Source organism: Methylobacterium sp. GXF4, from assembly GCF_000272495.1.
Classification (GTDB): domain Bacteria; phylum Pseudomonadota; class Alphaproteobacteria; order Rhizobiales; family Beijerinckiaceae; genus Methylobacterium; species Methylobacterium brachiatum.
In genome coordinates, this window is sequence record NZ_AKFK01000053.1 from 1 (window position 1) to 19,066 (window position 19,066).

Annotated in this window: 18 protein-coding genes; 11 read left to right on the forward strand and 7 right to left on the reverse strand. The window is 70.4% G+C overall.

Annotation, left to right across the window (positions count from 1 at the left end; translation table 11 throughout):
• Together WYO_RS32140 and WYO_RS29845 are read left to right on the forward strand one after the other, a co-directional pair.
• Positions 1–549 (forward strand): DUF1236 domain-containing protein (locus tag WYO_RS32140; RefSeq protein ID WP_007561973.1); only part of this gene is annotated, 549 nt, incomplete at its 5' end.
• Between the two features lie 260 nt (positions 550–809).
• Positions 810–2,810 (forward strand): methyl-accepting chemotaxis protein, encoded by a 2,001-nt coding sequence (locus tag WYO_RS29845; RefSeq protein WP_007561974.1) that lies wholly within the window; start codon positions 810–812, stop codon positions 2,808–2,810.
• A gap of 21 nt (positions 2,811–2,831) precedes the next feature.
• On the opposite strand, the gene hrcA is transcribed toward WYO_RS29845, so the two are convergent.
• Positions 2,832–3,887 carry a heat-inducible transcriptional repressor HrcA gene (hrcA, locus tag WYO_RS10245; protein WP_007561975.1) on the reverse strand — a complete coding sequence of 352 codons (1,056 nt, stop codon included), beginning with the start codon at positions 3,885–3,887 and terminating at the stop codon, positions 2,832–2,834.
• 166 nt (positions 3,888–4,053) lie between these two features.
• On the opposite strand from hrcA, the gene rph reads away from it, so the two are divergent.
• Genes rph through hemW form a run of 3 tightly spaced genes read left to right on the forward strand, consistent with a single transcriptional unit; the run spans position 4,054 to position 6,607 of the window.
• Entirely contained in the window at positions 4,054–4,767 is a 714-nt protein-coding gene (gene rph / locus WYO_RS10250; protein ID WP_007561977.1) for a ribonuclease PH, read from the forward strand.
• Positions 4,764–5,393: an RdgB/HAM1 family non-canonical purine NTP pyrophosphatase gene (rdgB, locus tag WYO_RS10255; RefSeq protein WP_007561979.1), complete on the forward strand. Its 630-nt coding sequence runs from the start codon at positions 4,764–4,766 to the stop codon at positions 5,391–5,393. The genes rph and rdgB overlap by 4 nt, the downstream gene beginning before the upstream one ends.
• 38 nt (positions 5,394–5,431) lie before the next feature.
• Positions 5,432–6,607, forward strand: coding sequence for a radical SAM family heme chaperone HemW (gene hemW, locus WYO_RS10260; RefSeq protein ID WP_007561981.1), 1,176 nt, complete (start codon positions 5,432–5,434; stop codon positions 6,605–6,607).
• On the opposite strand, the gene WYO_RS10265 is transcribed toward hemW, so the two are convergent.
• Positions 6,608–7,885: a penicillin-binding protein activator gene (locus WYO_RS10265; RefSeq protein ID WP_007561983.1), complete on the reverse strand. Its 1,278-nt coding sequence runs from the start codon at positions 7,883–7,885 to the stop codon at positions 6,608–6,610. It lies immediately after the preceding gene.
• A gap of 135 nt (positions 7,886–8,020) precedes the next feature.
• Here WYO_RS10265 and rsmI point away from each other — a divergent pair, with 135 nt between their 5' ends.
• Together rsmI and WYO_RS10275 are read left to right on the forward strand one after the other, a co-directional pair.
• Positions 8,021–9,007 carry a 16S rRNA (cytidine(1402)-2'-O)-methyltransferase gene (rsmI, locus tag WYO_RS10270; RefSeq protein WP_007561985.1) on the forward strand — a complete coding sequence of 329 codons (987 nt, stop codon included), beginning with the start codon at positions 8,021–8,023 and terminating at the stop codon, positions 9,005–9,007.
• On the forward strand, positions 9,004–9,393 hold the full coding sequence (locus WYO_RS10275; protein ID WP_007561987.1) for a YraN family protein: 390 nt from the start codon (positions 9,004–9,006) through the stop codon (positions 9,391–9,393). Before rsmI ends, WYO_RS10275 begins: the two co-directional genes overlap by 4 nt.
• A gap of 9 nt (positions 9,394–9,402) precedes the next feature.
• Here the strand turns inward: WYO_RS10275 and WYO_RS10280 are convergent, their stop codons facing one another.
• The 3 genes from WYO_RS10280 to WYO_RS10290 all read right to left on the reverse strand — a co-directional run bounded on the left by WYO_RS10280 (position 9,403) and on the right by WYO_RS10290 (position 12,129).
• A complete protein-coding gene (locus tag WYO_RS10280; RefSeq protein ID WP_007561989.1) occupies positions 9,403–9,792 on the reverse strand; it encodes a response regulator in 390 nt (129 codons plus the stop codon).
• 257 nt (positions 9,793–10,049) lie between these two features.
• Positions 10,050–11,150: a L,D-transpeptidase gene (locus WYO_RS10285; RefSeq protein WP_007561991.1), complete on the reverse strand. Its 1,101-nt coding sequence runs from the start codon at positions 11,148–11,150 to the stop codon at positions 10,050–10,052.
• A gap of 82 nt (positions 11,151–11,232) precedes the next feature.
• Complete coding sequence (locus tag WYO_RS10290; RefSeq protein WP_007561993.1) at positions 11,233–12,129, reverse strand: extensin family protein; 897 nt, start codon at positions 12,127–12,129, stop codon at positions 11,233–11,235.
• A gap of 181 nt (positions 12,130–12,310) precedes the next feature.
• Between WYO_RS10290 and WYO_RS10295 the strand changes: the two genes are divergently transcribed.
• Both WYO_RS10295 and WYO_RS10300 read left to right on the forward strand, forming a co-directional pair.
• On the forward strand, positions 12,311–14,386 hold the full coding sequence (locus WYO_RS10295; protein ID WP_007561995.1) for a M3 family metallopeptidase: 2,076 nt from the start codon (positions 12,311–12,313) through the stop codon (positions 14,384–14,386).
• Positions 14,387–14,470: 84 nt separating this feature from the next.
• The gene (locus tag WYO_RS10300; RefSeq protein WP_007561998.1) at positions 14,471–15,340 is read left to right on the forward strand and encodes a hypothetical protein; all 870 of its coding nucleotides are present in this window, start codon (positions 14,471–14,473) and stop codon (positions 15,338–15,340) included.
• Positions 15,341–15,347: 7 nt separating this feature from the next.
• Here WYO_RS10300 and WYO_RS10305 read toward each other — a convergent pair whose 3' ends face one another.
• Positions 15,348–15,566: a hypothetical protein gene (locus WYO_RS10305; protein WP_007562000.1), complete on the reverse strand. Its 219-nt coding sequence runs from the start codon at positions 15,564–15,566 to the stop codon at positions 15,348–15,350.
• 223 nt (positions 15,567–15,789) lie between these two features.
• A complete protein-coding gene (locus WYO_RS10310) occupies positions 15,790–16,182 on the reverse strand; it encodes a DUF2267 domain-containing protein (RefSeq protein ID WP_007562002.1) in 393 nt (130 codons plus the stop codon).
• Positions 16,183–16,480: 298 nt separating this feature from the next.
• Here WYO_RS10310 and WYO_RS10315 point away from each other — a divergent pair, with 298 nt between their 5' ends.
• Positions 16,481–17,080 (forward strand): cysteine hydrolase family protein, encoded by a 600-nt coding sequence (locus WYO_RS10315; RefSeq protein ID WP_007562003.1) that lies wholly within the window; start codon positions 16,481–16,483, stop codon positions 17,078–17,080.
• A gap of 227 nt (positions 17,081–17,307) precedes the next feature.
• Positions 17,308–19,038 carry a ubiquinone-dependent pyruvate dehydrogenase gene (gene poxB, locus WYO_RS10320; RefSeq protein WP_007562006.1) on the forward strand — a complete coding sequence of 577 codons (1,731 nt, stop codon included), beginning with the start codon at positions 17,308–17,310 and terminating at the stop codon, positions 19,036–19,038.
• The last annotated feature ends 28 nt before the right edge of the window (positions 19,039–19,066 follow it).

A 19,066-nucleotide genomic window follows, 5' to 3' on the forward strand; every position in this document is an offset into this window, starting at 1 on the left:
CCGGCCGCCCGCGGTGCCGAAGGCCCCGGCCGTGCCGGTCCGGGCGCCGGCGATCGGAACGGTCCTGGCGGCAATCCCGGTGCTGCCGAGCGGGGCGGCCGTGATGGCGGCCCGGCCGAGCAGCGTGGCGGGCGTGACGAGACCGGCCCGGGCCAGCGCGGCGACCGCAACGGGCGCGACGAGACCGGCCCGGGTCAGCGCGGCGATCGCGGTGCGGCAGGCGAGCGTGGCGACCGCGGTGGACGCGACGGAGTCCGGGGTGGCCGCGGCGGCGGCTCCGCCCGCGGCGCCGTCACGCGCCTCGACACCCGCCAGCGCACCGAGTTCCGCAGCTCGATCACCCGCCTCGGCGTCTCGCCGCTGCGGGACGTGGCGTTCGGGCTGGCGGTCGGAACCGCGATCCCGCGCTCCGTCAGCCTGCACCGGCTGCCGCCGGCGATCGTCGAGATCGTGCCGGAATACGAGGGCTACGACTTCATCCTGGTGCGCGACGACATCGTGATTGTCGATCCCGACACCTACGAGATCGTCGACGTGATCCCGGCGTAAGCCGCGCCGTCGTTACAGCGCTGCGCGCAGGAGAATTTTTCCTGCGCGCAGCTACAGTCGTTTTGAACACGACGGAATTAAGTTAGAACAGTTCAATGTTTAAATAATCTTCTCAAAATCGATCAAGTTCACACGAACATAATACTATTTTGCCATATGGTGATATATAAAACTTGAGTTAAGTATAAACTTACATCGTAGATATTCGGCGCGTGACGTGCAATGGAGGTCGATACTCTTTCGTTGCTTGGAATTGTGCCGTGTCGAAGCTGAATGATGGGTCCGTCGAAAGAGAGCAAACCGCGCGGCTGCGCCTCGGTTTGGCCGGCCGGGCGACGTTGCTCATCCTGGCGGTCGTGTGCATCTCTTTCGCGGCGAGCTCAGCCTATCTCTACAGGACACAAGCCTCGGCGCTGCGGACGAAGATCGACACCGAGATGTCGGGTCTCAGTGCCTCCGCCGCGCAAAGCGTCGGCAACTGGCTGCGGGGTAAGCTCGATCTGACTCAACTGATGGCCCAGCAGGCATCGCTCGCGACCGCCGGGGCAGCGGCGAATGCCGTGATCGGTGCCCCCGCCGTCCGGGAGACGTTCTATGTCAGTTATGTCGGCCGTCCGGACGGCTCCTACGATATGGTGCCGCAGGATGAGGTGCCACCCGATTACGATCCCCGCCAACGCCCCTGGTACAAGGAGGCCGTGGCCGCCAATGGCCCGGTCCTGACCGAGCCCTACACCTCCGCCAGCCGGGGCGCCCTGGTCATCACCGCCGCGGCGACCGTACGCGATGCGGGTGGTACCCTGCTGTGTGTCGGCGGCGGCGATTTCGAGGCTGGCACCCTGGCCCGCATGATCGCGGGGGTCGCGACCGGCAGCAGCGGCTATGCCTATCTGGTGTCGGGAAACGGCACGGTGCTGGTCCATCCGCGCGCCGAGCTGATCGGAAAATCGCTATCGGATCTGCTCACTGGGCCGCTGCCGAAGATCGGTGGCGGCCTGAGCGAGACGCGCGAGGGCGACCGGCAGACCTTCACAGTGTTCGCCCGGGTCCCCAACCTGCCGCCGTCGCTCGAATGGTATGTCGCCGTGTCGGTCGACCGCGCCGCGTCGCTCGCACCGATCTCGGCTTTGGCGCACGACTTGGTGGTGACCACGCTCCTGGTGCTGCTCGTGCTCGGGATCGTTGTCAGCCAACTGATGACGATCACCGTCGCACGTCCGCTGAACCGCTTGGTCGGCGCGCTGCAGCGCATGAGCCGGGGCGCCATCGATGCCGAGATCGCCGAGGCGCGCCGCAGCGACGAGATCGGCATGGTCGGCCGGGCGGTCGAAGGCATCAAGGCTCTCGTGGCACAGAAGGCCCGCGACGAGGCCGAGGCGCGGCGCCTCGCCGACGAGACCGCCGCGGCGGAGCGCAAGCGCGCGATGATCGCGCTGGCCGATGGGTTCGAGCGGGCCGTCGGGACGATCGTCGGCATGGTCTCGTCCTCGGCCACCGAGCTTGAGGCGACGGCCCAGACCCTGACGGCGAGCGCCACCCAGGCGGCGGCGCAATCGACCAGCGTGGCGGCCGCCGCCGAGGAAGCCGCCACCAATGTCCGCACCGTCGCCGCGGCCGCCGAGCAGCTCGGCTCCAGCGTGCGGGAGATCGCCGGTCAGGTCGAAGGCTCGGCGAACCTGGCGCAGGCCGCCGTCGGCGAGGCGGACCAGACCGGGCATCTGGTGCAGGAGCTGTCCGAGGCGGTGTCGAAGATCGGCGATGCGGTTGGTCTGATCTCCAGCATCGCGGCCCAGACCAACCTGCTGGCACTGAACGCGACGATCGAGGCGGCCCGGGCCGGGGAAGCGGGGAGGGGGTTCGCGGTCGTGGCCTCCGAGGTGAAAGAGCTTGCGGCCCAGACGGGGCGCGTCACCGAAGAGATCACCGGCTACATCACGCGGATCCAGGGCTCGACCGACCACGCCGCCCAGGCGATCGGCGGGATCGTGACGCGCATCCGCGACATCAACGACGTGACCGGCGCGGTGGCGGCGGCGGTTGAGGAGCAGGGCGCGGCGACCCAGGAGATCGTGCGCAACGTCAGCCAGGCGGCGAGCGGGACGGACGAGGTGACGACGAACATCACCGGCGTCGCCCAGGCGGCCGAGCAGACCGGCGCGGCGGCCCATCAGGTGCTGGATGCGGCCACCGCGCTGTCGCGGCAATCGGCGCAGCTCTCTCAGGAGGTCGCGGACTTCCTGCACACCGTACGGGCCGCCTGAGCCAGCCCCGTTCGTGAGCCGTCAGCGCGCTCCGTCGAGCAGCTTCGAGACCACCCGGGCGGTGTAATCGACCATCGGCACGATGCGGGCGTAGTTCAGCCGCGTCGGGCCGATCACCCCGACGACGCCGACGATCTTCTGGGACCCGTCCCGGAACGGCGCGGCGATCAAGGAGGAGCCCGAGAGCGAGAACAGCTTGTTCTCGGAGCCGATGAAGATCCGCACGCCTTCGCCGCCCTCGGCGCGGGCCAGGAGGTCGATGACGTCCTTCTGGGTCTCCAGATCGTTGAAGAGCAGGCGAATCCGCTCGAGATCCTCGACGGCGCGCAGGTCGTCGAGCAGGTTCGCCTGGCCGCGCACGATGAGCTGCCGCGCCTCGCTCGGACCCACGGGCGTGGCAAGGCCGGCATCGACCAGGCGCTCGGTCAGCGCGTCGAGCTCCCGCTTCATCGCCTTGCGGCCGGCCTCGATCTCGGCCCGTAGGGTCCCGAGGGTGCGGCCCTGCAGCCGGGCGTTGAGGAAGTTCGTCGCCTCCTGGAGCGCGCCGGCCGGCAGGCCGGGGGGGAGGTCGACCAGGCGGTTCTCCACCGAGCCGTCATCCGAGACCAGCACCACCAGGGCGCGGGCGGGGTCGAGGCGGACGAACTCGATATGCTTCAGGTGGACATTGGCCTTCGTGGTCAGCACGACGCCGGCCCCACGCGAGATGCCCGACAGCATGGTCGAGGCTTCGGCCAGAGCCGAATCGAAGGTGTGGCCGGAGGCGGCGGCGCGCATCTGCGCCTCGATCCGGGCCTGCTCCTCCTGCCCGACATCGCCGACTTCCAGCATCGCGTCGACGAAGAAGCGCAGGCCCAGCTCGGTCGGCAGGCGGCCGGCGGAGGTGTGGGGCGCGAAGATCAGGCCGGAATGCTCCAGATCCGCCATGACGTTGCGAATCGAGGCCGGCGACAGGGCCATTGGCAGGATGCGCGCCAGGTTGCGCGAGCCCACCGGCTCTCCGGTCGTGAGATAGCTCTCGACGATCTGCCGGAAGATCTCGCGGGCGCGCTCGTTGAGGGCGTCGAGCGCCTGCATCGATGGGCCTTGTGGAATGTTGGGGTTCAGGTCGGTCACGCGGTCATCCTGTCGTCCGATCATGTCCGCCCGGTGTCGCGGGATCAATCCATCCGGCGATGCTTGCCCGCGCCGGCCCGGCGGCCTAAGAGCCCGGCCCTTACTCTCTCACCAGAAAGGGCCCGCGATGCGGCCTTCGAAGCGCGCCGCCGACGAGCTGCGGCCCGTGACCCTCGAGCGCGCGGTCTCGCGCTATGCCGAGGGCTCGTGCCTCGTCAGCTTCGGCAACACCCGCGTGCTCTGCACCGCCTCCCTCGAGGAGCGCGGACCGCCGTGGCTGCGCGGCTCCGGCAAGGGCTGGATCACGGCCGAGTATGCCATGCTGCCGCGCGCCACGCATGACCGGACGCGCCGGGAGATCAATTCGGGCAAGCCGTCGGGCCGCACCCAGGAGATCCAGCGCCTGATCGGCCGCTCCCTCCGGGCGGTGACGAATCTCCCTGCCATGGGCGAGCGTCAGGTGACGGTCGATTGCGACGTGATCCAGGCCGATGGCGGCACCCGCACCGCCGCGATCACCGGCGCCTGGGTCGCACTCTACGACTGTTTCGCCTGGATGCGCACCCGCTCGATCATCTCGGTGGACCCGCTGCGCGATCACGTTGCTGCGGTCTCGTGCGGTTTGTACAAGGGCACGCCGGTGCTCGACCTCGATTATGCCGAGGATTCGGCGGCGGAGACCGATGCCAACTTCGTGCTGACCGGCACGGGCGGCATCGTCGAGGTCCAGGGCACCGCCGAGATGGAGCCGTTCTCCGTGGATCAGCTCCTCGAATTGCTGAACCTCGCCCGCGCCGGCACCGACCGGCTGGTGGCGCTCCAGAAGGAGGCGATCGCGTGAGCCGCCGTCTCACCGGCAAGGTGGTCATCGCCACCCACAATGCGGGCAAGCTCGCAGAGATGCGCGCATTGCTGGCGCCGTTCGGGATCGAGGCGGTCTCGGCCGGCGATCTCGGGCTGCCCGAGCCCGATGAGACCGGGACGATGTTCTCCGAGAACGCCGCGATCAAGGCCCACGCGGCCGCCCAGGCCACCGGGCTGCCGGCCTTCGCGGACGATTCCGGCCTGTGCGTCGACGCCCTCGATGGGGCTCCGGGGATCTTCTCCGCCCGCTGGGCGGGCCCGACCAAGGACTTTTCCGCCGCGATGGCGCGGGTCTTCTCGGAGCTGGAGCAGCGCGGGGCGACGAACCGGAAGGCGCATTTCGTCTCCGCCCTCGTGCTCGCCTGGCCGGATGGCCACACCGAGCTGTTTGAGGGGCGCGTGTTCGGGACGCTCGTTCCGCCGCGCGGCGATGCCGGCTTCGGCTACGATCCGATCTTCCAGCCGGACGGCCATGCCCAGACCTTCGGCGAGATGACCGCCGAGGGAAAGCACGGGGGCGATTGGCAGAAGGGCGAGGGGCTGTCCCACCGGGCCCGGGCCTTCGTGCTGCTGAGTCGCGCCTGCCTGGCGCCGGCTTCCTGATTGCCAAACCGGGCCGGGACGCTCACATCCCGGCAATCATGACTTCGACCGGCCCGGACCATCCGACCCGCGACGCGGGCTTCGGGATCTACCTGCACTGGCCCTTCTGCGCCGCGAAGTGCCCGTATTGCGACTTCAACAGCCACGTCCGGCACGCCGGCGTGGACCAGCCGCGCTTCCTCGACGCGTTCCGGGCCGAGATCGCCCACAACGCCGCCCGCACCCCCGGCCGCACCGTCACCAGCATCTTTCTCGGGGGCGGCACGCCCTCGCTGATGGCGCCCGCGACGGTGGCGGGCTTGCTCGACGCGGTGGCGGGGCATTGGGCGGTGGCGCCCGATGCCGAGATCACCCTGGAGGCCAACCCGTCGAGCGTGGAGGCCGACCGGTTCCGCGGTTACCGCGCCGCCGGGGTGAACCGGGTGTCGCTCGGCGTGCAGGCCCTGGACGATGCCTCCCTGAAGAAGCTCGGGCGGCTGCACAACGCCGCGGAGGCGTTCGCGGCGATCGGCGTCGCGCAGGCGGTGTTCGACCGGACCTCGTTCGACCTGATCTATGCCCGGCCCGACCAGACCCCCGCTTTGTGGCGGGCCGAGCTGAGCGAAGCGCTCACCCGCGCCGCCGAGCACCTGTCGCTCTACCAGCTCACCATCGAGCCCGGGACGCCGTTCCACGGGCTGGCCGCCGCCGGGAAGCTGGTGACGCCGGACGACGAGACCGGGCGCGTCCTCTACGACGTGACCCAGGAGGTCTGCGACCAGGCGGGCCTGCCCGCCTACGAGATCTCCAACCACGCCCGGCCGGGCGCCGAATCCCGACACAACCTGCTCTACTGGCGCTACGGCGAATATGCCGGCATCGGCCCGGGCGCGCATGGCCGGCTGGTCGCTCCGGCGGGCCGGATCGGCACCGTCACCGAGCGCGGTCCGGAGGAATGGCTTGCCCGGGTCGAGCGCGACGGACACGGCATCGTCGAGACCGAGACGCTGCAGGCCGCGGACCAGGCCGACGAGTTCCTCGTGATGGGCCTGCGGCTCGCCGAAGGGATCGACCCCGAGCGCTACGCCGCCCTGAAGGGCCGGCCGCTGAACGGCAACCGCATCGGCATGCTTGTCGGCGACGGCCTGCTTCACCGCCTGCCCGGCGGGCGGATCGCGGCGACGCCGCGCGGCGCGCCGGTGCTCAACGCCCTGGTGGCCGAACTCGCGGCCTGATCAGGTTCCGGGTTTGGCCAGGACGCGCGGGGCCGGGCTGACCAGGGTCGCGGCGTTGTTGCGGATCTCGTAGACTGCCAGCGACCGGTCGCTCAGCCCGTCCGGCCGGAACCGGAAGGTGCCGTCGGTCCCGGCGAAGCCCGATGGGTTGGTCAGCGTCGTCTCCGCGAAGCGCTGAGAGCCGTATTGCCGTGTCAGCGCCGCCGACAGCATCACCGCGTCGTAGGCCAGCGAGGCGACCCGCGGCGGCACCGCGCCGAACCTTATCTGATAGCGGCCGCTGAAATTCGAGAAGCCGGTCCGGTCGGGCGAGGCGAACCGTCCGCCCTGCAGCGCCGGCAGCGCGAACAGGGCCGGCTCGTTCCAGAGGGCCGTGCCGATCGGCCGGACCCGGGCGGGATTGTAGCCGGCCTTGGTGAGGGACGCGGCGACCGCGGGCATGGCCTCGGCCGTCTCCGGGATGAACAACGTGTCGGCGGTGGCGCCGGCCCCGGTGATCACCCGGGCCAGCCTTTCGACCGCCGGCCCCGGCGCACCGGACGGATAGCGCTCGACCGCCGCCACCCGGGCACCCTTGCGGGCGACGGCCTCGCGGAATTCCGCCTCGACCGCGTTGCCGTAGGCCGTCTCGGGAATCAGCGCCGCGAAGGAGCGGCGGCCGGCGGCCACGGAATCGTCGATGATCCGGTCGACCTCCGGCTGCGGCAGGAAGCTCAGGAGATAGACGCCCCGGGCCGCCACGGAGGCATCCGTCGAGAAGCCGATCACCGGCTTGCCCGCAGCCTTGGCGGGCACGGCGGCGGCCTGGACGTTGGCGGCGAAGACCGGGCCGAGCACGATGTCGGCACCCTGCTTCAGGGCCTCCTGGGTCGCGTCCCGGGCGCCGTCGGCGCTGCCGTGATCGTCCTCGACCAGGATCGTCAGGTCGGGCTGCTGCGACTCGTCGTAGGCGAGTTGGGCCGCGTTGCGCATCGCGCTGCCGACCGCCACGCCCGTGCCGGTGAGCGGCAGGACCAGCGCGACCTTCACGGCGCCGGTACCGATGCGGTTGCTCCCGGCAGCGGCCGGGGTCAGCGGAGCGCCGGCCGACGGGGCGGGCGCGTTGCCGAGCGGGACCTCGGCCGGCGGCGACAGCTCCGCCCGGGCCGGAGCGCCGCGGCGGGCCGCATGCCCCTCCCCGAATCCGCCGACGCAGCCGCCGAGCGCGAGAGCGCTGAGGGCGACGGTCAGGGCGGCGACACGCGCGAGACGGGTCCGCCCACACTTCGGACGCACCATGGCGCGGGCTCCTTCGGGCATGTCCGGCCAACCTGACCGGGCCGATTTCAAATGTAAACGCGGCGCTGCCGGTTTGCCCCCGGTCTCGACGCGCCGCCGCGACGCGAGGCGTGGAGTGTGGCAAGATCGCCCGCGATGACACGTCGATTCGATGCCCCGGGGCCCGCGATCTCAACCAAATCCACCGCCACGCCCCCTGCGCAGAAGCCCGGTGCGGACCGGCCGCGGAACACCACCTTCACGGCCTTCGGGCTGGCCAGCGAGACCGAGCCGCTATCGCCCGGGCTGCACATCGTGGCGACGCCGATCGGCAACCTGCGCGACATAACCATCCGGGCGCTCGCCACCCTGGCGGCGGCCGACGCGGTGCTGGCCGAGGATACGCGCGTCACCCGGACGCTGCTGGCCCATTACGGCATCACGACGCCGCTGCTCGCCTATCACGAGCACTCGAACGACACCGTGCGCGACCGGATGGTGGCGCGGCTTCGGGCCGGTGAGGCCCTCGCCCTGGTCTCGGATGCCGGCACCCCCCTCGTCTCCGATCCGGGCTACAAGCTGGTCCAGGCCGCGATCGAGGCGGGGATCGCGATCACCCCCGTTCCCGGGCCGTCCGCCGTCATGACCGCGCTGGTGGCGGCGGGCCTGCCCACCGACCGGTTCTTCTTCGAGGGTTTCCTGCCGCAGAAGGCCGGCGCCCGGCGCAACCGCCTCGAAGCCCTGACCCAGGTCCCGGGTACGCTGGTCCTGTTCGAGTCGCCCCACCGCCTGCCCGAGATGCTGGCGGATGCCGCTGCGGTGCTCGGCGCCGACCGTCCGGCCGCGGTCACCCGCGAGCTGACCAAGTTCTACGAGACGATCCGCCGGGACACGCTGGGCTCCCTGAGCGAACGCTTCGGCCAGGAGGGCGCGCCGAAGGGCGAGATCGTCGTCATCATCGGCGCCGCGACCCATCCGGACCGCCCGGTCGAGGGGGATGCCGCCCTCGACGGGTTGATCCGCGCCGCGCTGGAGCGGCACTCCATCAAGGATGCGGCGAGCCTCGTCGCGGACGAGACCGGGCAGCCGCGCCGGGCCATCTATACCCGGGCGCTGGCCCTGGCCCGGGACAGCCAGGGGTGAACGAGACCGTGCCGGACCAAGCCCTGCGGCGGCGCGCCGCCCATCTGCGCGGACACCGGGCCGAGTGGCTGGCGATGGCGGCCCTTCTGCTGAAGGGCTACTGGCCGATCGGGCGCCGGGTGAGCTTCGCCGGGGGAGAGATCGACCTGATCGTCCGCCGTCCGCGCACCATCGTGTTCGTCGAGGTGAAGGCGCGGTCCAGCCTGGACGAGGCCCGCGTCGCGATCGACGCGGCCAAGAGGCGGCGCTTCTCGCGCGCCGTGCGGGCCTGGATCGGCCGCAATCCCTGGTGCGCGGGAATGACCCTGCGGGCCGACGCGGTCTTCGTCGGCCCCGGCGAATGGCCGGCCCATTTGCCGGACGTCTTCACCATCGAGGGCTTGTAGGAGGGACGTTCAGCCCCGGGCGGCGCGGATCGCGCCGATCAGCGTGCGCTTGAGATCGGCCTGGCTGAACGGCTTCTGCACCACCGGCCGGTCGCGGAACGGCTCGCGGATGCCGGCGCCGCCATAGCCCGTGGAGAACACGAGCGGCAGGTCGCGCTGCACGATCGCCTCGGCCACCGGGTAGATCGGCTCGCCGGCCACGTTCACGTCGAGGATCGCGATCTCGAACGTCTCCTGCGAAGCCATCTCAAGCGCGGTCGAGAGCCGTGCGGCCGGTCCGACCACGGCACAGCCGAAGTCGAGCAGCATGTCCTCGAGGAGCATCGAGATTGCGGCTTCGTCTTCGACGACGAGCACGCGGACGCCGTTCAGGACGTCATCGTTGGGGTCAGCAGTCACGCCGGGCCGTCTTCCCTTCGATCACCCCCGAACCGGGGATCTTGCCGTGCGGTTGGTATCGCCTCGCGAGCCGCTGGAGTAGCGCTGAGAAGCGCCGGGCGGCATCGCCAGGCGGTCCGCGAGACCACCCGTGGCGTCGCCTGGAATACCGGACGTGTCAAGCGTTCGCTTGCCGTTCCCAGGTGAATGACCGCGTCGATGTTAACCGACGATACATTTTTGCCGGTTTCCGGCCCGGCATCGCGCGACGCGACCGATCATTCGTCCTTGAACGTGACCTTGGCGCCGCGGCTCACATGCGCCGCGAGGTCACGGGCGTTCCAGTTGGTCAGCCGGATGCAGCCGTGGGACTCGGTTTTCCCGACCTTCTCGGGCTCGGGCGTCCCGTGGATGCCGTAGCTTGGGATCGCAAGGTCGATCCAGACCAGGCCGACTGGATTGTTCGGCCCCGGCTTGATCGAGAATTTCTGCTGCGTTTTCACGCCCTTGAACGCGTATTTCGGGTTGTAAGTGTAGTCCGGGTCGAACGCGACGCCCTTCACCTTGGTCTCGCCGCTCGGCGCCGGCTTCTCGGTGCTGCCGATCGAGGCCGGGTAATAGCCGAGCAGCTTCCCGTCGGCCCCGAAGGCGCGGACGTCGTGGCTGGTCTTGTCGACCTCGATCCGCTCGACCTTGGGCTCCTGCGGCAGGTCCTTGCCCTTGGGCTTGTCCAGGCCCATCGGATCGACCGCGGCCACGATGATCGACGTGCCGGCCTTGTCGAGGGGCTTGTCCGGATTGAGGGCGCTGACGAGGTCGCGGCTCATGTGGAACCGCTCGGCCAGCATCTCCCGCGGGTTGGTGTAGCCGAGCTCCTTGAGGTCGGCCTGCTCTTCCATCTTGGGCGGGATCTTCTCGACATAGGGGCCGGACGCGTCCGCGTCGGTGATCGCGTAGTCGGACACGGCCGGCTTGTCGCTCGTCGCCTGGAGCTTGTCCCAGAGCTCCTGCGTCAGGTCCCGGGTCGCGGGCAGCCCCTGCGCCACCGCGAAGGCCGAGAGCGCCTGCTGGTAATTCTCGCCCTTCAAGCCGTCGATCGCCCCCGGGAAGAACCGTGCGCGATCCAGCAGGATCTGCGCCTTCACGATCAGCGCGTCGGGTTTGTCGTCGGATTTCTTGGCGGCCCGGGCCTTCTTGCCGGACTTCTTCTCCGCCTTCTTCGCAGTCTTGTCGGGCTCCGGCGCCTTGAAGGTCGCGCCGTTGATCGCCTCGGCGGTCAGTGCATGCGCCTTGTCGGGCTGCGCCAGGGCGGCCCCCGGTGCCGCCAGGCTCAACACCAGCAGAGCCGCGCAAACCGGCCGCGAGGATCTCCGCATCATGGACGTACAGCTCTCCGGGAGCAGGCGCGCTCCGGTCGCACAAGTATCGAGCGCGCTTGAACGTTCCGCTGCCGGGCCCGGGCTACTCGCACAGGCGATGCCCGGCGTTGCGCTCGCGTTCGTCGAGGTGGAAGTGGTTGGCATGGGCCGCGTTGCTGCCCGGCCCCAGGACCGTGCGGAAGAAGCCGCAGGCCTTGCCCCGGATCGAGGCCAGGAACTCCGCCTCTTCGGATCCCGCCGGCATCGCCTTGACCGGGATGCCGGCGCGACCGGCGAAGGTGAAGCCCATCACGTCGACGGCCGCCGCGAAGGCGTGGTCGCTGAGCTTGGCATCGACATCGTGGTTCTGCCCCCGGCAGACATAGGTGCCGCCGAGTTCGACCCCGGTCAGCGGATGCTTGAGCGTCCGGTCCGCCGCGACCTGGACCTCCGTGGCCCAGCGCGCGAAGGATTCCGCGACCTGGCAGGTCAGCGTCGCGCCCCCCGGCAGCGCGATCCCGTCGGCGAGCTTGGTCACCTTCAGCGGCAGCGGCGCCGTGCATTGGCCCTCGGCGATGGGCGGCAGCGGCTCGAACTCGACGCCGAGGCGCTTCAGGCGTGTCCGGCAGGCGGTGTCGTCCGGGGGGGAGACCTTGAGGGCGAGCGCGGCCTCGCCGGACAATTCCGGAGGGCGCTCCGGCGGGGTCGGGGGCGGCACCGGCATCCCGGGCTTCTGAGCCTCCGCGGCACCGTCCTTGGCCGGCGGGGTCGGCTCGGCAGGACGCGCCGGGGGCGTCGGCTTACCGGATTCGGCTGTGGGCGCAGGCTTCTGCTCCGCCGGCTGGGCCGGCTTCAGCTCGCTCGGCCGCTCGGGCGGAAGCGGCGGTGGCACCGGAACGGCGGGCGCCTCCGCGGCCGAGCCCGGCGCGGGCGCCAATGCGCAGAGGACCAGGGCGAGGGCGCTTGAGGCCAAGAAGATCGTCGGTCGGCGGGGCGGCATGGGACCTCGAAGCGCGGGCATAGGCCGGGGGAAACGAACGGAACCGCATTCGGATCACATCGGCCCGGTTGACGGGGCTGCCGATCGGGCCTCTGTCTTCCGTCAAAGGGCCGCGGACCCCATCTCGCGGCCCGGATGACGGGCCGCACGCCCGTCGGACCAACGCACCATCGAGGACCGAATGCCGGATGTCGCCGATGCCGGGCTCCCGAGCCTGCCGCAGGACAACCCCTTCCGCGACGCGCAGTGGAGCACGCCGCACGGCCTGCCGCCGTTCGAGCGGATCGAGCCGGAGCATTACATGCCGGCCTTCGAGGCGGCGCTCGCTGCCCACTCTGCCGAGATCGCGGGCATCGCGTCCGACACGGCGCCTGCGACCTTCGCCAACACCGTCGCCGCGATGGAGCGCGCCGGCCAGGCCCTCGAGCGGGTCGCCGGCGTCTTCTACAACCTGACCGGCAGCAACACGAACCCGGAGTTGCAGGCGATCGAGCGGACGATCGGACCGAAGCTCGCCCGGCACGGCAGCACCATCTACCTCAACCCGCAGCTCTGGGCGCGCATCTCGGCGGTCGACGCCGAGGCGGAGGGTCTGGGGCCGGAGGAACGCCGGGTCCTCGACCGCTACCGCATCCGCTTCCGCCGCGCCGGTGCCGATCTCGGTCCGGCCGACAAGGCGCGCATCGCCGAGATCGCCGCGCGGATGTCCGAGCTCGGCACCCAGTTCAGCCAGAACCTGCTCGCCGACGAGAGCAGCTTCACCCTGCCGCTCTCCGGCGAGGACGATCTCGCCGGCCTGCCGCCGTTCCTGCGTGCCGCCGCCGAGAGCGCGGCCCGGGAGCGCGGGCTGGAGGGCCACGTCATCACCCTGTCGCGCTCGCTGATCGAGCCGTTCCTGGTGTTCTCGACCCGCCGCGACCTGCGCGAGAAGGCCTACGCCGCCTGGACGAAGCGCGGCGAGAACGGCGGGACCACCGACAACCGGGCGATCATCGTCGAGATGATCGGGCTGCGCGCCGAGCACGCCCGGCTGCTGGGCTTCGACAGCTTCGCGCATTTCAAGCTCGACGACACGATGGCGGCGAGCCCCGATGCCGCCATGGAGCTGTTGCGCGACGTCTGGACCCCGGCCCGGGCGCGGGCGGGCGAGGAGCGCGAGCGGCTCCAGGCGCTCGTCCAGCAGGAGGGCCACAATTTCGCGCTGCAGGCGCATGATTGGCGCCACTACACCGAGAAGCTGCGCCGGGCCGAGCACGACCTCGACGAGAGCGAGGTCAAGGCGTACCTGCCGCTCGACCGGATGATCCAGGCGGCCTTCGACACGGCCTCGCGCCTGTTCGGCCTGACCTTCGAGGAATTGTTCGACGTGCCGCGCTACCACCCGGACGTGCGCGTCTGGCGGGTCGGCAACCCGGACGGGTCCGAGGTCGGCCTGTTCCTGGGCGATTACTTCGCCCGGTCGTCGAAGCGCTCGGGCGCCTGGATGAGCGCGTTCCGCTCGCAGGAACGTCTGAACGGCACGGTCACGCCGGTCATCGTCAACGTGATGAACTTCGCCAAGGCGCCTCCCGGCGAGAGCGCGCTCCTGTCCTTCGACGACGCCCGCACCCTGTTCCACGAATTCGGCCACGCCCTGCACGGGCTCCTGTCGGACGTGACCTATCCGCTGCTCTCCGGGACATCGGTGTCGCGCGACTTCGTCGAGTTGCCGTCGCAGCTCTACGAGCATTGGCTGGAGCAGCCGGAGGTTCTGCAGGCCCATGCCCGCCACCACCGGACCGGCGAGCCGATGCCCGACGCGCTGCTGCGCAAGCTCCTGGCGGCCCGCACCTTCAACCAGGGTTTCGCCACGGTGGAATACACCGCCTCGGCAATTGTCGACATGACCCTGCACCTCTCGGCGGGCGGCGAATCGGGCCTCGACGTGCCGGCCTTCGAGGCCGACGCCCTGCAGCGGATCGGTATGCCGGCCGAGATCAGCATGCGGCACCGGACGCCGCATTTCGCCCATATCTTCTCCGGCGACGGCTACGCAGCCGGCTACTACAGCTACCTCTGGTCCGAGGTGCTGGACGCCGACGCCTTCGACGCGTTCCGGGAGGCCGGCGACATCTTCGATCCGGAGACGGCGAAGCGCCTGCGCACCTACGTGTACGGCGCCGGCAACCTGCGCGACCCGCGCGACGCCTACACGGCGTTTCGCGGCCGCATGCCGAGCATCGCGCCGCTGCTGAAGAAGCGGGGGCTCGCGGCCTGACCCGAGGGCGGCCGGTAAGGGTTTCGTAAACAAACGTCCTTAACGAACGCTTGCAGGGATTCCCTGCAGGTGGAGTTGGGGGCGATGACGAAGATTGAAGCCAAGCCGGCCCTCTCTCCCGACGAGCTGCTCAAGGCCGTCGTGGCGGGCAAGGCGGATCCGAAGCCCGAGCCGGCCCCGGCCCCGGCCGCGCCGCGTTTTCCGATGCCGTCGCTCGCCGGGATCGACCTGCGCCGCTACGCGATTCCGGGCGCTGCCCTCGCGGTCGGCCTGCTCGTCGGTGCCGGCGTCGCCGCCCGCTCAGGCTCGGGCAGCGTGCCGAGCGATGCCGTCGTGGCGTTGAGCGCCACCGTCGATGCCGGACGGACCGAGACCGCGCGTCTCGGCGCCGACATCGCGCAGCTCCACCAAGTCCTCGCGGATCTCCGCGCCGCCACCGACACCGCCCGCAAGGAAGCCGGCGCGCGCAGCTCCGCGTTGGGCGAACGCCTGGCGCAGCTCGACAAGAATCTGAATGCCAAGACGGCGGCCCTGGGCGAGCGCCTCGAACAGGTCGAGCGCGAGCAGAGCGGCCGGATCGCCAACCTCGCCACGCAGCTCGAGCGCCGCACATCCGCCGCGGCGATTGTGAAGGCTGAGCCGACCCAGACCGGGAGCCTCGCCGAAACGCGGACGTCGGACGCGAAGGTCGCGGATGCCAAGGCCGTCGAGGCGAAACCCGCAGAGGCCAAGCCGAAGCCCGCCGTCGCGGAGAAGCTTTCGGTGATCGATGCCTGGGCGGTGCGCGACGTCTATGACGGCGCGGCCATCCTGGAGAACCGGCGGCGGCGCATCGTCGAGGTCGGGCCGGGCGACACGCTTCCGGGCGTCGGGCGGGTCGAGGGCGTCGAGCGCCGCGGCCGCGAATGGGTGGTGGTGACGCGCCAAGGCCTGATCACGCCCCAACCCTGGTAAGGACGGCTCAGCGTCCCTGGAGCGTGGCCGAGGCGAGCTCGTCGGTGGGGGTCGGAAACCGCGGCTCGAGCGACAGCGGGTCGGCCATCGCGGCGGCGCGTTCGGCCCGGCGGCGGCCGTGACGCAGGGCGCGGGTCTGTGCCGCGCGGGTCGGATGCAGAATCGCGGCGAGGAGCGCCTGGCCCTCGAACGCGCTGTCCAGGTTTTTGGCTTCGAAGACGGGCATGGCCGGCCTGCTTGAGTGCGAGCCGGTCATCCGCCGATGGCAGTGGCCCGGATCGCATCCCGAATAACGGGGATCGCGTGGACGGGTTCCGCTAAGCTTTCGCGGCGAAACCACTTTTTTACGATTGTCCAGGCGCGGCCCGAAAACAGTGCGGCGGCACACATAGCACTGGCCGGAGGCGCGTCCCGAAAGGCGGTCTGCCGCTTTCAGGACGCGGGTATCGTCAGACGAACTGGTTGAGCCCCGGGATCGACCCGATAATCGGGCCCATCGCGTCCTCACCGACCTTCTCGCGGCCGAAGGCGAACAGCTCCTGGCCGAGGGGCTGCATCTGGCCCATGGGCACGCCGGCCGCCATCAGCTTCTGGCCGAGCGCCATGACGCCACCGCCGCCCATCATGCCGCCGAGCATGCCCATGAGGCCGCCACCGCCGCTCTCGCCGGCATTCGACTCGGCGATCAGCGACTCAGAACCGGGCAGCGCGGCCAGGAGCTGATTGACCTCGGTCTCGGGACCCTCCTTCTGCAGGAAGGCCAGGATATGCCCGATGGCCGTCTGTGCGGTCGCGGCGTCGAGCCCGGTGCGGGCGGTGACGCGGGCGAGCAATTCTTCCATGGCGCTGATCTCTTCGGAACGTTTCCAGACGTCCTTCGACTCTGAGCCGCCGGAAATCAAGCGCGGGTCCTGACTTCGCGGGCAAACCGCAACCCGGACCTTTCGGTCGGCCCGGGACCGGCAATCGCCGGGCCGGCCTTGCGCCGCGTCGCGCGCCGTGGCCTCGTAGGCGGTGGCGCAGGACAGCGGTAAGCTCTGCGCCCCGGTCGTTCCGCTGCAGCGATTCTCGCCGCCCTTCGGGGCCTTTCCAGCGGATCGACCGAACGCGCATTGGGCGACACGGGTGAGGGAGACACGGGTGAGCGATCTCAAGACCCTTCGCGGCCTGTCCGGGCTCAGTCCGGAGCCTGCGAGCCTGAAGAAGGCCGCGCTGATCCTCATCGATATCCAGAACACCTATCGCGACGGGGTGCTGCGCCTGACCGGGGTCGAGCCGGCGGTGGCGCAGGCCAAGATCCTGCTGCGGCGGGCGCGGGAGGCCGAAACGCCGGTGATCCATATCCGGCACAATGCCGGGCCGGGCTCGCCCTTCGACATCACGGCGGCGAGCGGGCAGATCTGCGAGGAGGTCGTGCCGCAGGACGGCGAGGCGGTGCTCACCAAGGCGTTCCCCAGCGCCTTCGTGGGGACGGACCTGGAGGATCGGCTCAAGCGCGCCGGGGTGACCGACCTGATCCTGGCCGGCTTCATGACCCATATGTGCGTCAACTCGACGGCCCGCTCGGCTTTCAATCTCGGCTTCCAGCCCACCGTCATCGCCTCCGCGACCGCCACCCGCGACCTCCCGGCGCCGGACGGCTCGGTGGTGCCGGCGGCGCAGTTGCAGGCGGCGAGCCTGGCGGCCCTCGGCGACCTGTTCGCGGTCGTCGCCCGCGACGTCGACGCGGTCCGTCACTAGAGCGCAGTTCGCCGAAGTGCTCCGGTCCGACGCGAGCGAGCGCATCACAACGAGACTTTAGAGCCGAGCCCGACTCAATGTGATCGAGCACGGCGCGCGCACGCGCAGCCGCGGCCGCCGCGGGATGACCGTCGCGAGGCACATGCGTGCATTGCACCATGGGGTTGCCGGCGGCGGAACATCGTCGGCGGCCATGCGGTTCCGACCCGAAAATGCGGAGCCGAACCATGCGCATCGAGAACGTCGCCGATCTGATCGCCGAGACCCTTCAGGAAGCGGGCGTCGCGCGCGTCTACGGGGTGGTGGGCGACAGCCTGAACGGGATCACCGAGGCCCTGCGCGCCCGCGGGCGGATCGACTGGATCCACACCCGCCACGAGGAGGCGGCGGCCTTCGCGGCGAGCGCCGAGGCGCAGGTCACCGGCAAGCTCGCGGTCTGCGCCGGCTCCTGCGGCCCGGGCAACCTCCACCTGATCAACGGCCTCTACGACGCGCATCGCAGCCGGACCCCGGTCCTGGCTATCGCGGCCCAGATCCCCTCGGCCGAGATCGGCTCGGGCTATTTCCAGGAGACGCGGCCCACCGAGCTGTTCCGCGAATGCAGCCATTATTGCGAGCTGGTCTCCGACCCGTCGCAGATGCCGTTCGTTCTGGAGAACGCGATCCGCGCCGCCGTGGGCGAGGGGGGCGTCGCCGTCATCGTCATCCCGGGCGATGTCGCCCTGCGCGACGCCCCCAAGCGCGCGCTCGCGCCCCATGCCGGGCTGATCCCGGCCAAGCCCGTCGTGCGGCCGGCCGATTCCGAGCTGGACGCGCTGGCGGCGCTGCTCAATGCCGGCAAACGCGTGACGCTGCTGTGCGGTCGCGGCTGCGCCGGCGCCCATTCCGAGCTGCTCCAGCTCGCCGAGGCGCTGAAGAGCCCGATCGTGCACGCGCTGGGCGGCAAGGACCATGTCGAGTTCGACAATCCCTACGATGTCGGCATGACCGGCCTGATCGGATTCTCGTCCGGCTACGCCGCCATGATGGCCTGCGACACCCTGCTGATGCTGGGCACGGGCTTTCCCTACAAGCAGTTCTACCCGCAGGACGCCAAGATCGCCCAGGTCGACCTGCGCCCGTCCGAGCTCGGCCGCCGCTGCCGGATCGAGCACGGGCTCGTCGGCGATGTCGGGGCGACGATCCGGGCGCTGCTGCCCCGGCTCAAGCCCAAGGCCGACCGGTCGTTCCTGGATGCCAGCCTGAAGCACTACGCCAAGGCCCGGACCGGCCTCGACGAGCTTGCGACGGCCAAGCCAGGCGGCCCGCTCCACCCGCAATATCTCGCCAAGACGATCAGCGAGTCGGCCGCCGAGGACGCGATCTTCACCGCCGATGTCGGCACGCCGACCATCTGGGCGGCGCGCTACCTGGCGATGAACGGCAAGAGGCGCCTGCTCGGCTCCTGGGTCCACGGCTCGATGGCCAACGCCCTGTCGCAGGGCATCGGCGCCCAGGCCGCGGAGCCGAATCGGCAGGTGATCGCGCTCTGCGGCGATGGCGGCTTCGCCATGCTGATGGGCGATTTCCTGACGCTGCGCCAGCACCGCCTGCCGCTGAAGGTGGTGGTGTTCAACAACGGCACCCTCGGCTTCGTCGAGCTGGAGATGAAGGCGGCTGGCTATCTCGAGACCGGCGTCGCGCTCGACAATCCGGACTTCGCCGCGATGTCACGGGCGGCCGGCATCTTCGCCCTGCGGGTCGAGGATCCGGCGGAGCTGCCCGGCGCCATGCGCGAGTTCCTAGCCTTCGACGGGCCCTCGCTGCTCGATGTCCGCACCGCTCGGAACGAGCTCTCGATGCCACCCAAGATCGACGGGCAGCAGGTGAAGGGCTTCAGCCTCTACGTGCTGCGGGCCGTGATGGACGGGCGCGGTGACGCAGTTCTCGACCTCGCCAAAACCAACCTCATCCGGTAGACCTGCCCGGGCAATCTAGACCCGTTCC

Excerpts from the sequence above, each read along its gene's own strand:
- WYO_RS10305 (WP_007562000.1), bottom strand. The coding sequence starts at position 15,566 with ATGCCCGTCTTCGAAGCCAAAAACCTGGACAGCGCGTTCGAGGGCCAG.
- WYO_RS10310 (WP_007562002.1), bottom strand. The coding sequence starts at position 16,182 with ATGGAAGAATTGCTCGCCCGCGTCACCGCCCGCACCGGGCTCGACGCC.
- WYO_RS10300 (WP_007561998.1), top strand. The coding sequence starts at position 14,471 with ATGACGAAGATTGAAGCCAAGCCGGCCCTCTCTCCCGACGAGCTGCTC.
- WYO_RS10285 (WP_007561991.1), bottom strand. The coding sequence starts at position 11,150 with ATGATGCGGAGATCCTCGCGGCCGGTTTGCGCGGCTCTGCTGGTGTTG.
- WYO_RS10290 (WP_007561993.1), bottom strand. The coding sequence starts at position 12,129 with ATGCCGCCCCGCCGACCGACGATCTTCTTGGCCTCAAGCGCCCTCGCC.
- WYO_RS10265 (WP_007561983.1), bottom strand. The coding sequence starts at position 7,885 with ATGGTGCGTCCGAAGTGTGGGCGGACCCGTCTCGCGCGTGTCGCCGCC.
- rsmI (WP_007561985.1), top strand. The coding sequence starts at position 8,021 with ATGACACGTCGATTCGATGCCCCGGGGCCCGCGATCTCAACCAAATCC.
- WYO_RS10295 (WP_007561995.1), top strand. The coding sequence starts at position 12,311 with ATGCCGGATGTCGCCGATGCCGGGCTCCCGAGCCTGCCGCAGGACAAC.
- hemW (WP_007561981.1), top strand. The coding sequence starts at position 5,432 with ATGACTTCGACCGGCCCGGACCATCCGACCCGCGACGCGGGCTTCGGG.
- rph (WP_007561977.1), top strand. The coding sequence starts at position 4,054 with ATGCGGCCTTCGAAGCGCGCCGCCGACGAGCTGCGGCCCGTGACCCTC.
- hrcA (WP_007561975.1), bottom strand. The coding sequence starts at position 3,887 with ATGCAGGCGCTCGACGCCCTCAACGAGCGCGCCCGCGAGATCTTCCGG.
- poxB (WP_007562006.1), top strand. The coding sequence starts at position 17,308 with ATGCGCATCGAGAACGTCGCCGATCTGATCGCCGAGACCCTTCAGGAA.